14 protein-coding genes are annotated in these 12,686 nt (G+C 70.7%); 9 read left to right on the top strand and 5 right to left on the bottom strand.

Features of this window, described 5'->3' with window-relative positions; translation table 11 throughout:
- Positions 1–36 precede the first annotated feature (36 nt).
- Both RYH79_RS09765 and RYH79_RS09760 read left to right on the top strand, forming a co-directional pair.
- Positions 37–1,203, top strand: a complete 1,167-nt coding sequence (locus RYH79_RS09765; RefSeq protein WP_370898588.1) for a thiolase family protein — start codon at positions 37–39, stop codon at positions 1,201–1,203.
- Positions 1,200–1,571, top strand: a complete 372-nt coding sequence (locus RYH79_RS09760; protein WP_370898586.1) for a Zn-ribbon domain-containing OB-fold protein — start codon at positions 1,200–1,202, stop codon at positions 1,569–1,571. The genes RYH79_RS09765 and RYH79_RS09760 overlap by 4 nt, the downstream gene beginning before the upstream one ends.
- Here the strand turns inward: RYH79_RS09760 and RYH79_RS09755 are convergent, their stop codons facing one another.
- From RYH79_RS09755 to RYH79_RS09745, 3 genes are read right to left on the bottom strand one after another with little or no spacing between them, the layout of a single operon-like run.
- A complete protein-coding gene (locus RYH79_RS09755; protein ID WP_370898584.1) occupies positions 1,572–2,456 on the bottom strand; it encodes a DUF7547 family protein in 885 nt (294 codons plus the stop codon).
- Positions 2,457–2,510: 54 nt separating this feature from the next.
- Entirely contained in the window at positions 2,511–3,617 is a 1,107-nt protein-coding gene (locus tag RYH79_RS09750) for an oxidoreductase (RefSeq protein ID WP_370898582.1), read from the bottom strand.
- 46 nt (positions 3,618–3,663) lie between these two features.
- Positions 3,664–4,071: a DUF7528 family protein gene (locus tag RYH79_RS09745; RefSeq protein WP_370898580.1), complete on the bottom strand. Its 408-nt coding sequence runs from the start codon at positions 4,069–4,071 to the stop codon at positions 3,664–3,666.
- Positions 4,072–4,350: 279 nt separating this feature from the next.
- On the opposite strand from RYH79_RS09745, the gene RYH79_RS09740 reads away from it, so the two are divergent.
- The 7 genes from RYH79_RS09740 to RYH79_RS09710 all read left to right on the top strand — a co-directional run bounded on the left by RYH79_RS09740 (position 4,351) and on the right by RYH79_RS09710 (position 11,185).
- Positions 4,351–5,151, top strand: coding sequence for a basic amino acid ABC transporter substrate-binding protein (locus RYH79_RS09740; RefSeq protein ID WP_370898578.1), 801 nt, complete (start codon positions 4,351–4,353; stop codon positions 5,149–5,151).
- Positions 5,152–5,189: 38 nt separating this feature from the next.
- Positions 5,190–5,906: an amino acid ABC transporter permease gene (locus RYH79_RS09735; protein ID WP_370900850.1), complete on the top strand. Its 717-nt coding sequence runs from the start codon at positions 5,190–5,192 to the stop codon at positions 5,904–5,906.
- Positions 5,907–5,950: 44 nt separating this feature from the next.
- A complete protein-coding gene (locus RYH79_RS09730) occupies positions 5,951–6,688 on the top strand; it encodes an amino acid ABC transporter ATP-binding protein (protein ID WP_370900848.1) in 738 nt (245 codons plus the stop codon).
- The gene (locus tag RYH79_RS09725) at positions 6,685–7,620 is read left to right on the top strand and encodes an amino acid ABC transporter permease (protein WP_370898576.1); all 936 of its coding nucleotides are present in this window, start codon (positions 6,685–6,687) and stop codon (positions 7,618–7,620) included. Before RYH79_RS09730 ends, RYH79_RS09725 begins: the two co-directional genes overlap by 4 nt.
- An 87-nt stretch (positions 7,621–7,707) precedes the next feature.
- The gene (gene gatD / locus RYH79_RS09720; RefSeq protein WP_370898574.1) at positions 7,708–8,982 is read left to right on the top strand and encodes a Glu-tRNA(Gln) amidotransferase subunit GatD; all 1,275 of its coding nucleotides are present in this window, start codon (positions 7,708–7,710) and stop codon (positions 8,980–8,982) included.
- Positions 8,973–9,908 carry a GNAT family N-acetyltransferase gene (locus RYH79_RS09715; protein WP_370898572.1) on the top strand — a complete coding sequence of 312 codons (936 nt, stop codon included), beginning with the start codon at positions 8,973–8,975 and terminating at the stop codon, positions 9,906–9,908. Before gatD ends, RYH79_RS09715 begins: the two co-directional genes overlap by 10 nt.
- A 38-nt stretch (positions 9,909–9,946) precedes the next feature.
- Complete coding sequence (locus tag RYH79_RS09710; RefSeq protein ID WP_370898570.1) at positions 9,947–11,185, top strand: hypothetical protein; 1,239 nt, start codon at positions 9,947–9,949, stop codon at positions 11,183–11,185.
- 15 nt (positions 11,186–11,200) lie between these two features.
- Here RYH79_RS09710 and RYH79_RS09705 read toward each other — a convergent pair whose 3' ends face one another.
- Together RYH79_RS09705 and RYH79_RS09700 are read right to left on the bottom strand one after the other, a co-directional pair.
- Positions 11,201–11,728 (bottom strand): DUF7975 family protein, encoded by a 528-nt coding sequence (locus tag RYH79_RS09705; RefSeq protein WP_370898568.1) that lies wholly within the window; start codon positions 11,726–11,728, stop codon positions 11,201–11,203.
- A 93-nt stretch (positions 11,729–11,821) separates the two neighbouring features.
- The gene (locus RYH79_RS09700) at positions 11,822–12,661 is read right to left on the bottom strand and encodes an MBL fold metallo-hydrolase (RefSeq protein ID WP_370898566.1); all 840 of its coding nucleotides are present in this window, start codon (positions 12,659–12,661) and stop codon (positions 11,822–11,824) included.
- Between the last annotated feature and the right edge of the window lie 25 nt (positions 12,662–12,686).

The raw sequence follows: 12,686 nt of genomic DNA, 5'->3' as shown, positions 1-12,686 counted from the left end.
GGAAACGGGCAAGTGGGTGCCGCTCGCCCGTCTGGTATGGACGACACGGACGACCGCGTCGCCGTCGTGGCGGCGTCGATGACACAGTTCGGCCGACGGGACGGCTGGGTGCTGGACCTGCTGGCGGAGGCCGGTCAGGCGTGTCTGGCCGACGCCGGCGTCGACGCCGACGCCGTCGACCACCTGTACGTCTCGAACATGGCAAGCGGGGAGTTCGAGGGCCAGACGGGGGTCCCGAACGCGCTCGCGCACGACCTGGGGGCAGTTCCCGCTTACACCGCACGGGTCGACCAGACCTCGGCCTCGGGCGGCGCCGGAATCTACGCCGCCTGGCAGTCCGTCGCCGCCGGCGCCAGCGACTGCACGCTGTTGGTCGGCGGCGAGAAGATGACCCACCGGAGCACGGCGGAGGCGACGGACGTGATCGCGTCGCTCACCCACCCGGCGGAGTACAGACACGGCGTCACGCTGCCGTCGTTCGCCGGACTCACGGCCCGAGCGTACCTCGACGCCCACGACGCTCCCCGGGAGAGCCTGGCGGACGTGGCGGTGAAGAACCACGCCAACGGCGTCGACAACCCCAACGCCCAGTTCCGGGAGGCGGTCGACCGCGAGACCGTGCTGGACAGTCCCATCGTCGCGGACCCGCTGCGGCTGTACGACTTCTGTCCGATCACGGACGGCTCCGCCGCGCTCCTGCTCGTCCCGGAGTCGCTGGCGGCGTCGTACACCGACGAGTACGCCGTCGTCACCGGCGTCGCCGGCGCGACGGACACCCACGTCGTCCACGAGCGACCGGACCCGACGACGATGGGCGCCGTCCGCGACTCCGGGGCGGCCGCCTTCGAGATGGCCGACCGCGAGCCCGCGGACGTGGACGTGGCGGAACTCCACGACATGTTCACGATCCTGGAAGTTCTCCAGTTCGAAGGTCTCGGCTTCGCGGACAGAGGCGAGGGCTGGCGCGCCGCGTCGGAGGGTCGCACCGCCCGCGACGGGGAGATTCCGGTGAACACCTCCGGCGGACTCAAGTCGAAGGGCCACCCGCTGGGCGCCTCCGGCGTCGCGCAGGCGGTCGAGGTGTACGAACAGGTGCTCGGCGAGGCCGGCCCGCGGCAGGTGGACGCCGACGTGGGGCTGGCGTGTAACGTCGGCGGGTTCGGCAACTGTGTGACGACGACGCTCCTGGAGGTGGCAGAGTGAGCGACGACGAGCCCGTCTTCGAGGCCGCGGAGTACGCCGACGGCACGATCACCTACCCCCCGCACCCCGTGAGCCCGGACGGTGCCGAACGAGTCGGGACGGTGGACCTCTCGGAGTACACCGCCCGCGTGGTGACGTGGACGGAGTCGACCGCCACGCCGCCGGGCGTCCGGGAGCCGAACACACTCGCTATCGTAGAGTTCGACGTGGACGGAGAGCCCGTCCGCGCGCTCGGTCAGGCCACCGACGACGTGGCGATCGGCGACGAGGTCGAGCCAGTGTACACCCCGGAACTGCGCGACCCCGAGGCCGGGATCAGAGAGCCAGACAGTCAGTCGTGGGACGGCTTCCGGTTCCGGCCGATCTGACTACGTCTCGTCGTCCTCGTCTTCGTCGTCGTCGACCTCTCGTTTGATCGACTGGAGTTCGGCTTCCACGTCCACCTCCGGCGCGGGCTCTTCGGCCTCCTCGTCGGTCTCGCCGTCGCTCGCGTCGTCGCCCGCGTCGTCGTCCGCCTCGTCGTCGCCCGGGCTACCGACGGCAATCTCCACCGGGCCGTCGTCGCGGCCACGACCGTCGCGGTCGTCACGCCGGTCACGCCGTCGGTCGCGGCCGTCTCCCCGGCGGTCGCGACTGTCGCGGTCGTCTCGACGGTCGCGGCCGTCCCGGCGAGCGTCGTCGACCGTCTGCCGGGAGTCGCGGACCCGCGACTCGATCTCCTCGGTGAGCGAGCGCGCCTCGCTCACGATGTCGCGCGCCTCGCCGTCCTGTGGGAGATTCGTCTCCGCGAGCGCCGTCCGGAGGTCGTCCAGCCGTCGAGTGAGCTGGTCGGTCGCCCGGCCGCTCGCGTCGTCGACGACGCCGTCCAGCCCGGTGTCGCGCCGCTGTGGCGGCTCGGAGTCCGCGGGAGCGACCGCCCCGACGACCTTCTGGAACAGCTCCAACGCCGAGATCGTCGCCTCCAGCGTGGCGATCAGCGTCGGCAGCGTGTACTCGTTGGTGAACCGCAACACGTCGCCCACGGACGGCGGGTCGAACTGCGGCCCCTCGCGGCGACGCGGCCGGTCGTCGCGACTGTCACGGTCGTCGCGTCGGTCGCGGCCGTCACGCCGGTCGTGCTCGTCACGCTCGCGTGGCTGTCGGTCTCGTCGCCGCCCACGGCGTTCGTCGTCCAACTCCGTCCGGAGATCCTCCAGCGTGGTCTCCAGGTCGGACAACAACGCCGCGAGCTCTTCGTCGTCGCGGGAACTCATGTCTCGGAGTTGGCGGGCCGCGCCGATAAGCGTTGTTCGGACTCTCCCGTGGCGTCACTCGGTCGCCCAGCCGTACTGGACCGGCCAGTTGGCGTCGCTGTCGGCGTCCAACTCCACGGCGGCGTCGTGGGTCCAGTACGGTGACCGGAGGTGTTCGCGCCCCAGCGCGACGAAGTCCGCTCGCTCGTTGGCGACGATCGCGGCGGCGTGCGTCGGCTCCGTGATCGCTCCGACCGTCGCGACCGCCGTCTCCCTGTCCTCCTCGCGGAGGTGTTCGCGGATCGTCTCCGCGTACGGCACCTGGTACCCCGGGGTCGAACGCAACACGCTCTGGTCCGGATGGAGCCCGCCGGCGCTCACGTCGATCAGGTCGGCACCGGCCTCGGCGAGGGTGGGCGCGAGTCGGGCGGAGTCGGCGACCGTCCACGACTCTCGGTCGTCCAGCCAGTCCGTCGCCGAGATCCGGACGCCGACCGGTGAGTCGGCCGGCCAGACTTCCCGGACGGTCGCCGTCACTTCCCGCAACAATCGGGTGCGAGCCTCGAAGCATCCGCCGTAGCGGTCCGTCCGGTCGTTCGTCACCGGGGAGAGGAACTCGTGGAGGAGGTAGCCGTGGGCGGCGTGGATCTCGACGAACTGGAAGCCGGCCTCGCGGGCCCGCCGTGCCGCGGCGGCGAAGCTGTCGACGACGGCCTCGACCTCGTCGGCCGACAGCCGACGGGTCGGTGGTGCCTCGTGATCCTGGTACGGGTACGGCTCCGCGGTGGGGGCGACGATCGGCCAGCGACCCTCCTCGTCCGTCAGTGGTCTGTGCCCCTCCCACGGCCGTCGCTTCGACGCCTTCCGACCGGCGTGTGCGAGTTGGATCCCGGGGACGGAGCCCTGGTCGGCGACGAACGACGCGACCCGGGCCAGCGGGGGGACGTGGTCGTCACGGTACAACCCGAGGTCGCCGGTCGTGATCCGCCCTCGCCGTTCCACCGCCGCCGCCTCTGCGACGACGACGCCGGCGCCGCCGACGGCCCGCGACCCCAGGTGGACCAGGTGCCAGTCCGTCGCAGCCCCGTCGTCTGCGCTGTACTGACACATCGGCGACACGATCACACGGTTCGAGACTGTTCGACCGCCGAGTATCGCATCTGAGAACAGTTTCAGTGACACAACAGGTACACTTTCTGTTCGGTTCAAAAGTCCAACGCAGAGGCGGTCAGTCGTTCACCTCCTCCGTCTTCGAGACGGTCAGCGGTTGTCTGGCGACCAGCTCGCAGTCGAACGCCGGGTGTTCGGCGACGTGACGGACGAGGAGGTGCCGTCGGTTGCCCGTGACCTCCTCGGCGGTCACGTCGTCGGCCCGGAACCGGTCGGGCAGGTCGTCGTACAACGCCCGGAGTTCGCCGAACCGGGCGAACACCTTCCGGTGGCCGGCGGAGTCGGCGCCGCGACGGGCGACGACGTAGCTCCCGTCCGGGCGGGTGTGACCGACGGTGTGTCGAAACACCCTGCGGCCGGCGACGGCGTCCGTCAGCCGGTCGCGGAGTCGTCTGGCTGTCGTCTCGTCTAGTTCCACCGTGTGGTCGCCGACGGCCAGCCTGACGCCGCCGTCGACACCCGTCACGGTCGGGTCCTGCTCACAGAATTTCCCGATCAGCCGCCCGGGGGCGACTTCGGGTATCCTCGGAGTCGGGGTCGTCGACCGACATACACGACTGTCGAGCGGGCGACCTGTAAAGCCTGGCGGGACCGTGGGGGGTGACGACACACCTCGGCGTCGTTCCGTGCACCGTGGCCACGATCAACTCGGAAACGAGAAAATACGCAGATCGAATCCCCGAATCAGGCGGCGGAGAATGATGTAGGAGAAAGCCATTTACACCGCCCACCGCTGCAAGCGGGTATGGTTCGTACAGAACACACTGTGGACAGGCGGACGTACATGAAGCTCGTCGGCGCGAGTGGGGTCGCGGGGATCACCGCGACCGCCGGCTGCGCGACCGGCACCGGCGGCGGCGCCGAGGAGATCACCCCCGCGACGGCGCCCGGCTTCCCGCCGTTCGAGATGAAGAACGACGAGGGTGAGCTGGTCGGGTTCGACGTGGACCTGCTGACCGCCGTCGTCGAGGAGACGGAGTACACGCTGGCCGGCTGGGAGGAGTTCGAGTTCAGTTCCCTGATCCCGGCGCTGCGCAACGACCGTGCGGACGTGGTCGCGGCCGCGATGACGATCACGGACGACCGCGACGAGTCCGTCGACTTCTCGGACTCCTACTACTCGGCCGATCAGGCGATCCTCGTCGCCGACGGCAGCGACTTCGCGCCGTCGGCGCTGTCGGACCTGGCGAGCGGTGCCGTCGGCGCACAGGAGGGGACGACCGGCGCGGGCGTCGTCGAAGAACAGCTCGTGAACGGCGGCGACCTGGCGAGTTCCGACTTCAACACGTACGGCAGCTACGTGCTCGCGGTAGAGGACCTGGTCAACGGCAACGTGGACGCGGTGGTCGTAGACACGCCGGTCGCCAACACCTTCGCCGCCCAGCGTCCGGTGAGCGTGGCGTTCACCTACGAGACCGGTGAGAACTACGGCTTCGCCGTCCAGGAGGGCGACTCCGACCTCCAGTCGTCGCTCAGCGAGGGGCTGACGGCCGTCCGAGAGTCGGGCACTTACGAGGACCTGACCGCCAAGTACTTCACGGGGTGACACCGGTGCCGACGGACCCGGCGGCGGCCGTCACGGCCGTGGAGGCGGCGACGGCGCTCGTCCAGACCGCGCCCGACGACTGGGCGTTCGTCTGGGCGAACCGCGACTACCTCCTCTCGGGAGCCTGGCTGACGGTCGCGCTGACGGTCGTTAGCTTACTGGTCGGCTTCCTCGCGGGGCTGCCGGCAGGTGTCGTCGAGACGTACGGCGAAGGGCGGTCCGCGGCCGTCGTCTCCGCTCTCGGGACCCTGTTGCGCGGGACGCCCATCGTCGTCATCCTGATCGTGATGTTCTTCGTCGTGCCGACGCCGGACCTCCGGCTGCTCGGACTCGAGGTGTCCGGCGGGTTCCTCGCTGCCGTTCTCGGGCTCGGCTTCCGGAGTGCGGCCTACCAGAGCCAGATCTTCCGGGGGGCCCTCCAGAGCGTCGACGACGGGCAGCTGGAGGCGGCCCGGTCCGTCGGGATGAGCCGGCTGGAGTCGATCCGGCACGTCGCGGTGCCACAGGCGCTGCGCCGGAGCGTCCCCGGATTCCAGAACGAGATGACGATCGTGCTGAAAGACACCAGCGTCGTGTTCGCGATCGGGCTGTCGGAGCTGCTGACGCGCAGCTACGACCTGTTCGTCAGACAGACCACCGCCGTGCTGGAGGTGATCCTGTTCGCCAGCCTGATCTACTTCCTCCTGACGTTCGGGACGAACCGGGCGCTGGACTACGTCGACGAGCGGTTCTCGATCCCGGAGGGGAACGCGTGAGCCGAAACACCACTACGTCACGGCCGGCGGAGACGGGCGACCGACTGTTGGAGATCGCGGACCTCCACAAGCGCTACGGGCAAGAGGAGGTGTTGGAGGGGGTGGATCTCACGATGGACCGCGGAGACGTGACCGTTCTCGTGGGCCCCAGCGGCTCCGGCAAGTCCACCATGCTGCGGTGTGTCAACCGCCTCGCGGAGTTCGAGCGCGGCACGATCACGCTCGACGGGACGGACACGTCGGCGCTAGACGTGGACGAACTCCGGCGTCAGGTCGGGATGGTGTTCCAGGACTTCAACCTGTTCGCCCACCTCACCGCGTTGGACAACGTCGCTCTCGGTCCGCGACGAGTCTTGGGGCAGTCGACCGAAGACGCCGAGGCCCGCGCCCACGAGCAACTGGAACAGGTCGGCCTGGGCGACCAGACGGAGTCGTACCCGGGCGAGCTGTCCGGCGGCCAGAAGCAACGGGTCGGGATCGCACGGGCGCTGGCGATGGAGCCGAAGCTCCTCCTGTTCGACGAGCCGACGAGCGCGCTCGACCCGGAGCTGATCGGCGAGGTGCTGCGCGTGATGCGGGAGCTGGCCGACCGCGACACGACGATGTTGGTCGTCACCCACGAGATGGAGTTCGCCCGCTCCGTCGCCTCGGAGCTGTTGTTCCTGGAAGACGGCGTGATCGTGGAGCGTGGCCCACCGGAACAGCTGTTCGAGGAGCCGACGGAGCGCCGGACGACGGAGTTCCTCGGCCGGCTGACGAACCTGGACGGGAGGGAGCCGTGAGCGGCGCGGACGCGAGCGCAGAGTCGGCCGCCGACACGCGCAGCGTCCGCACGGTCGTCGCCGACGGCGTCGGCCGCCGCACTGGGGTCGTCGCCGGACTCGCCGTCTTCTGGCTGTACCTCCTCGCTCGGTGGCTGAACGACTGGCTGGGCGGGGTCGTCGTCTCGGCGGGGGAGTCGTTCTTCGCGCCGGCGGCCGTTCGGGGGGTCGGCGACGCCCTCCCGGTCGTCGCGGGCGTGACCGACCCCGTCGCGTTCGCGCTGGACACGCTGCCGGCGTTGGCCAACGCCGCCTGGCTCACCGTCGTGATGACGGTCGTCGGCATCGCGGTCGGGTTCGTGTTCGCCGTGCCGTTGGCGGTCGCCCGGGTGTACGGCCGTGTGTCCGCGTGGATCTCACTGGGGGTGACGGAACTGCTGCGCGGGACGCCGTTGCTCGCGCAGCTGTTCGTGTTGTACTACGGGCTCAATCTCTCTGCGGCCGTTCCGTCGGCGCTCGACCCCGTGTTGGCGAACCGGGCGGTCGCGGTGGCGACGCTGGGGTTCGTGATCAACAGCGCCGCCTACCAGGCGGAGTACGTCCGCGGCGCCATCGAGAGCGTCGACGCCGGGCAGCTGGAGGCCGGGCGCGCGGTCGGGCTGTCGCAGCCCGCGGCGATCCGGTTCGTCGTGCTCCCGCAGGCGCTCCGGTTCGCCATTCCCGGGTGGTCGAACGAGCTCGTCTACCTCATCAAGTACTCCTCGCTGGCGGCGTTCGTCACGGCCCCGGAGATGTTCGACACCGCCAGCCAGATCGCGGCCGAGAACTTCAAGTACACCGCCGTGTTCGGGCTGACGGCCCTACTGTACCTCGCGCTCGTGATCTCCGCCTCCCGGGTGACCGGCTGGGCGGAGGGGTACACCGCCGTCCCCGGGTTGGGGAAAGGGGAGTGAGACCCCTCGCCGGCGGTCACAGACACCCCCCGTGCCGGACTGGCCTGGAAGGTGACCTTGAAGTCTGCCCCCGGCGAACCGGGTCGTATGGAACCAGATCCGGGTGACCGCGTCCGCGTCCAGCGGGCGGGCGTGACGGACGAGGGCGTGTTGATGCCGTCGTCGGACGCCGAGCGACTCGTCGTCAAGCTCGACGGGGGGTACAACGTCGGGCTCTCGCGTGCAGAGTCGACGGTAGAGCTCGTCGAGGCGGACGTGTACGACGTGGGAGAGACGGAGACGGAGCCGGGGGCGCGCTCGGAGATCGAGTTCGACGAGGACCGCCAACGGATCGCGCTGATCTCCACCGGCGGCACCATCGCCTCCACGGTCGACTACCGCACGGGGGCGGTGACGGCGCGGTTCGACGCCGAGGACGTGTTGCGGGCGGTGCCGGACCTGGCCGGTCGGGCCAACTACACCGGGCGGGTCGTCGCCAACATCCTCTCGGAGAACATGGAGCCGTCGATCTGGCGGGAGTTGGCCGACGCGGTCGCCGAAGAGATCGAACGTGGTGCCGACGGCGTCGTCGTGATGCACGGGACGGACACGATGCAGTACTCCGCGGCCGCGCTGTCGTTCGCGCTCGACACCCCGGTGCCGGTCGTGTTCACGGGGAGCCAGCGCTCCGCGGACCGCCCCTCCTCCGACAACGTCGTCAACGCCGTCGGCGCCGTCGAGACGGCCAAGTCCGACCTCGCGGAGGTGGTGGTCTGCATGCACGCCGACGAGACGGACGACGGCTGCGCGATCCACCGCGGCACCCGCGTCCGGAAGAACCACACCTCTCGCCGTGACGCCTTCGAGACTGTCGGCGGCGACCCGTTGGGGCGTGTCGACTACGACCCCGACGAGGTGACCGTCCGACTGCGCGAGGACGCCGACTACCGCACCCGCCCCGACGACCGTCCCGACGAGATCCCCGTCGCCGCCGACATGGAGACGGACGTGGAACTGCTGAAGTTCACCCCTGGGATGGATCCCGCCGCCATGGACTACCTCTCGGACAAGGACGGCGTCGTCGTCGAAGGAACCGGTCTCGGGCACGTCCACACGGACCTGATCCCGCGGCTGGCGGAGTTCGTCGACGACGGGACGACCGTCGTGATGACGAGCCAGTGTCTGGAGGGGCGGGTCTGTGACCGCGTGTACGACACCGGTCGAGACCTCCTGGACGCCGGCGTCGTGGAGGCGGGCGACACCCTGCCCGGCACCGCGAAGGTGAAGCTGATGTGGGCGCTCGCCAACCGCGACGACCCCGAAGCGACGATGCGAACTGACCTCGCGGGCGAACTGACGGAGGAGAGCCAGCCGTGGCGGTGACCGACGAGGCGACCACCGTCCGCCAGGCCCGCGAGTCGGACGTGGACAGCGTGGTCGCGTTCACCCGCGACACCTGGAGCGACCGCGAGGAGGCGAGCGACTACCTCCCGGAGACGTTCCCGGAGTGGGTCGAGACGGACGGTCCCGAACAACACACGCTCGTGGCCGTCGTCGACGGCGACCCCGCGGGCGTGCTCCAGTGTGTCCTGCTGTCGGAGACGGAGGCGTGGGCTCAGGGGATGCGCGTCGACCCCGACTACCGCGGTCACGGCGTCTCGCAGCGGCTCTCTCGGGCGGCGTTCCGGTGGGCCCGCGAGCAGGGCGCCGTCGTCTGCCGGAACATGGTGTTCTCCTGGAACGTCGCCGGACTGGGGCAGTCGCGGTCCGTCGGCTTCGCCCCGGCGACGGAGTTCCGCTACGCCACCCCGGAGCCGGACGCCGACGCGGAGCCCGAACTGTCCGTCGTCGCCGACCCCGACGCGGCGTGGTCGTACTGGACGGACAGCGACGCCCGGAGGACGCTCTCGGGGCTCGCTCTGGACGCCGGAGAGTCGTGGGCCGTCTCCGAACTCCGGCGGTCGGACCTCCGGCGAGCGGCCGACGAGGACGGCCTGTTCGTCGTACAGGACGGTGGCACCCGCGGGTTCGCCGCGCGGGCACAGACCAGCGAGCGAGAGACGGACGAGGGCGTCCGCCGACTGGCGACGTACGCCGTCGGCGCCTGGGACTCGCCGACTGCGGCGGCGTCGGTCGTTGACAGCGTCGCCCGCGACGCCGGCGAGTTCGGCGCCGACGCCGTCCGGGTGTTCGTCCCGGAGACCGTCCGGACGGTGAGTGACCTCGCGGCCGTGCGGTGTCCCGTCTCCGACGAGCCGGACTTCGTCATGGAGGCGGATCTGACGGATCCCGCAGTCGGCGGGGAGTGACGACCCGGACCCGTACCGACCTCTCCGAGTGACTGCCTATGACATCGGCCGGTGTCGACACGGGTGACGACGGCAGCGAGCGACACGGGCGACCCGCTCGCCTCGCCCGCTCGGCGATCACGGTCCTCGTCCCGGTCGCGGGAGTCGTCGGGTTCGGCTGGCGGCTAGACCTGGTGTTGTCGTTCTACTGGCTCGAAGTCGGGACGGGCGCCGCTCGGCTGCTGTTTGAGGCGACGCTCGCTGCTCGCCCGAACAGCGAACTCGGGAGCACCCTCGACCCGCCGTTCCGGAGGCTGCGGGAGAAACGCGGCGGCATACAGACACCCGGCCTCCTCCCGCCGATCCATCCACACGCCCTCCCGACTGTGGCCACCGCCGGTCTGTTCGTATCGCTCGTCTGGCTCCTGGCGGGCGCTGGCGTGATCGCGTTCGTCGGGGCGGACGTAATCCGAAGACACGCGGCCGTCGTTCTCCTCGGTGCTGTCGGCGTGACGCTCGGCGAACTCGTGGCGCTGCTGGTGAACCTGCGACGACGGCCGTACGCCGACCTGTCGCCGGCGGCAGTCGTCCGGCTCCGACAGTTCCTCGCGCCGGCGGCCTTCCTGTTTCTGGTCGTCGTCGTGGTGTTCGGTGACGGCGGCCCGGTCGACGCCGGAGTTCCCGTGGCCGTCGTCGTCTGCGGACGGACGCTCGTCGGCGTGGCCGACACGGTCGGGCTGGGCCGACGACTCCTCCCGGCGCGGATGCAGCCCGAGGCACGGATCGGCGACCGTGACCCGGTCCCGGCCGGCCGGGGTGCGCCGACGGCGACGTGGCGCGTCGACCGGCGGAGCGTCGTCGCCGCCAGGGCGCTGACGGGACCGGGGCGTGTCCTCCTCACTCGCGCCGGGCTGCTCGTCGGAGCGATCGCCGTGTTCGTGTGGCTCGTACTCGACGGCACCGCCGGGGTCGTCGCCGCCGCGGGAATCCTCGCCGGCGTCGCCGTCGTCGGCGCCGCCTCGGTCGCGACCGAGGCGGACCTCCTGTACGGTCACCTGGAGTACCGGCTGTACGACGACTGTCTGGTCGCGTACGACCGACTCCTGGAGACGCCACAGTGGCGCGTCGACCTGGCGGACGTCACGGAAGTAGAGACCGGGGCGGCGGTGCTGGACGGCGTCTCGGCGCTCCGGCTCCAACGGCTGGCCGTGCGTGGCGGCGAGCACAGCGGGACACTCGTCGGGCTGGCGGACGCCGAGGCCGTCCGCGAACGGATCGACGAGGCCCGGTTCGAGTGAGTCGTCCCGGCTCGACTACACCGTCGTCACCCACAGCCGGAACTCCGCCGGCTGGCCGTACACCTCTCGGAACACTCGTTCTGTGAACGCAGCCAGCCGATCCTCGCTCGTGTGAGCTGTGATCCGGACGTTCGTCGCCGCCGCCGTCTCGGGCGACTCCAGCTGGTCGACGCGGAACTCCGCGTAGTCGTCGACGACGGTCCGCAACACCGACAGCTCCTCGTCCGTGCAGTCGAGGTTGAACTCTCCCTCGCCGAACTGGATCCACGGCGGGACTCGTTCGACCGGCTCGTCGCCGTCCTCGGTCTCGTCGTCACCGCTCTCTTCGGTCGCGTCTGTGCCGCCGTCGCCTTCGCCGTCGGCGGCGTCACCCTCGCCGTCGGCGTCCGCGCCGCCGTCCCCGTCACCGCCGTCACCGGCCGGCTCGGCGACCGTCGCCGCCTCGGCGGTGAGAAACCGGCTCCCCCGCTCGCGGTGTGCCGTCACGGCGGCCGCGAGCAGTTCGCGGCGGTCGGCCTCCGTCGTCGCGTCGAAGCGTGTCACGGCCAGAGGTGCGTCCCGGAGCCACAAGAACGACCCGTATCCGGGGGCCGAGCCCCGAGCCGTCTCCACGGACGGCGCGGTCCGGGAGCCGTCTCAGACCCGGAACCGGAGCCCGTCGCGGGCGACCCGCACGTCGCCGTCGAACTGCGACTCGACGGCCGCGACCATCGACTCCTCCTCGCCGTCCGTGTGGGGGTACTGGTGGGTGAGGTAGACGCGCTCCACGTCGGCGTCGGCCTCCGCCAGCGCCGCGCCCAACTGCGTCGGCGTCGGGTGACCGTCCACGTCCACCCCGTCCGGGAACGAACAGTCGTGGGCCAACACCCGCGCGCCGTCGGCGAACGACGCCAGCCCCGGGAACGCCTCGGAGTCGCCCGAGAAGACGAACGCGCCGGGCTCTCGTCGAGCGTCCGCGTCGCGTTCGCCGTTCTCCTCGCCCGCGTCGGCGTCGCCCACAGCGTCCGTGGCGTCACCCTCGCGCGGCTCGAACCGGTAGGCCAGACAGTCCACGGAGTGACGGGTTCGGTAGGTGTCGACAGTCACCCCCGCGAGCTCCACTCGTTCGTCGGCGCCCACCTCGCGGACGGAGAGGTCGATCCGGCCGTCGAGGTAGTCGTGGACGGCGAGAGCGTCGTCGACGAGCTCCTTCGTCCCCGCGGGACCGACGACCCGGAGGTGTTCCTCGCCGGCCAGCCACCGCGCCTTGAGCAACGGCAGGAGGTCTGCGACGTGGTCCAAGTGGTGGTGTGTGAGCAACACCGTCGAGACGGCCTCGTAGCCGGGGTCCGTCTGCGAGAGGCGGTGGAGGACGCCGGCGCCGCAGTCCACGAGCAACGGGCTCGCGTCGCCGGCCGCGGCCTCCACGAGCACCCCTGTCTGAACCCGCTCCGGGTGTGGCATCGCCGACCCAGTGCCGAGGAACGTGACACGCATACGTCACCGTCGGCCACGAGCGGGG

The sequence above is a fragment of the Halobaculum sp. MBLA0143 genome, from assembly GCF_041361465.1.
Lineage (GTDB): Archaea > Halobacteriota > Halobacteria > Halobacteriales > Haloferacaceae > JAHENP01.
Note: the sequence above shows the minus strand (reverse complement) of the source record. Positions and strands in the feature narration are given on the sequence as shown.

Bases quoted from the DNA above. Each gene is read 5' to 3' on its own strand.
- RYH79_RS09710 (WP_370898570.1), top strand. From the start codon at position 9,947: ATGACATCGGCCGGTGTCGACACGGGTGACGACGGCAGCGAGCGACAC.
- RYH79_RS09755 (WP_370898584.1), bottom strand. From the start codon at position 2,456: ATGAGTTCCCGCGACGACGAAGAGCTCGCGGCGTTGTTGTCCGACCTG.
- RYH79_RS09765 (WP_370898588.1), top strand. From the start codon at position 37: ATGGACGACACGGACGACCGCGTCGCCGTCGTGGCGGCGTCGATGACA.
- gatD (WP_370898574.1), top strand. From the start codon at position 7,708: ATGGAACCAGATCCGGGTGACCGCGTCCGCGTCCAGCGGGCGGGCGTG.
- RYH79_RS09700 (WP_370898566.1), bottom strand. From the start codon at position 12,661: ATGCGTGTCACGTTCCTCGGCACTGGGTCGGCGATGCCACACCCGGAG.
- RYH79_RS09740 (WP_370898578.1), top strand. From the start codon at position 4,351: ATGGTTCGTACAGAACACACTGTGGACAGGCGGACGTACATGAAGCTC.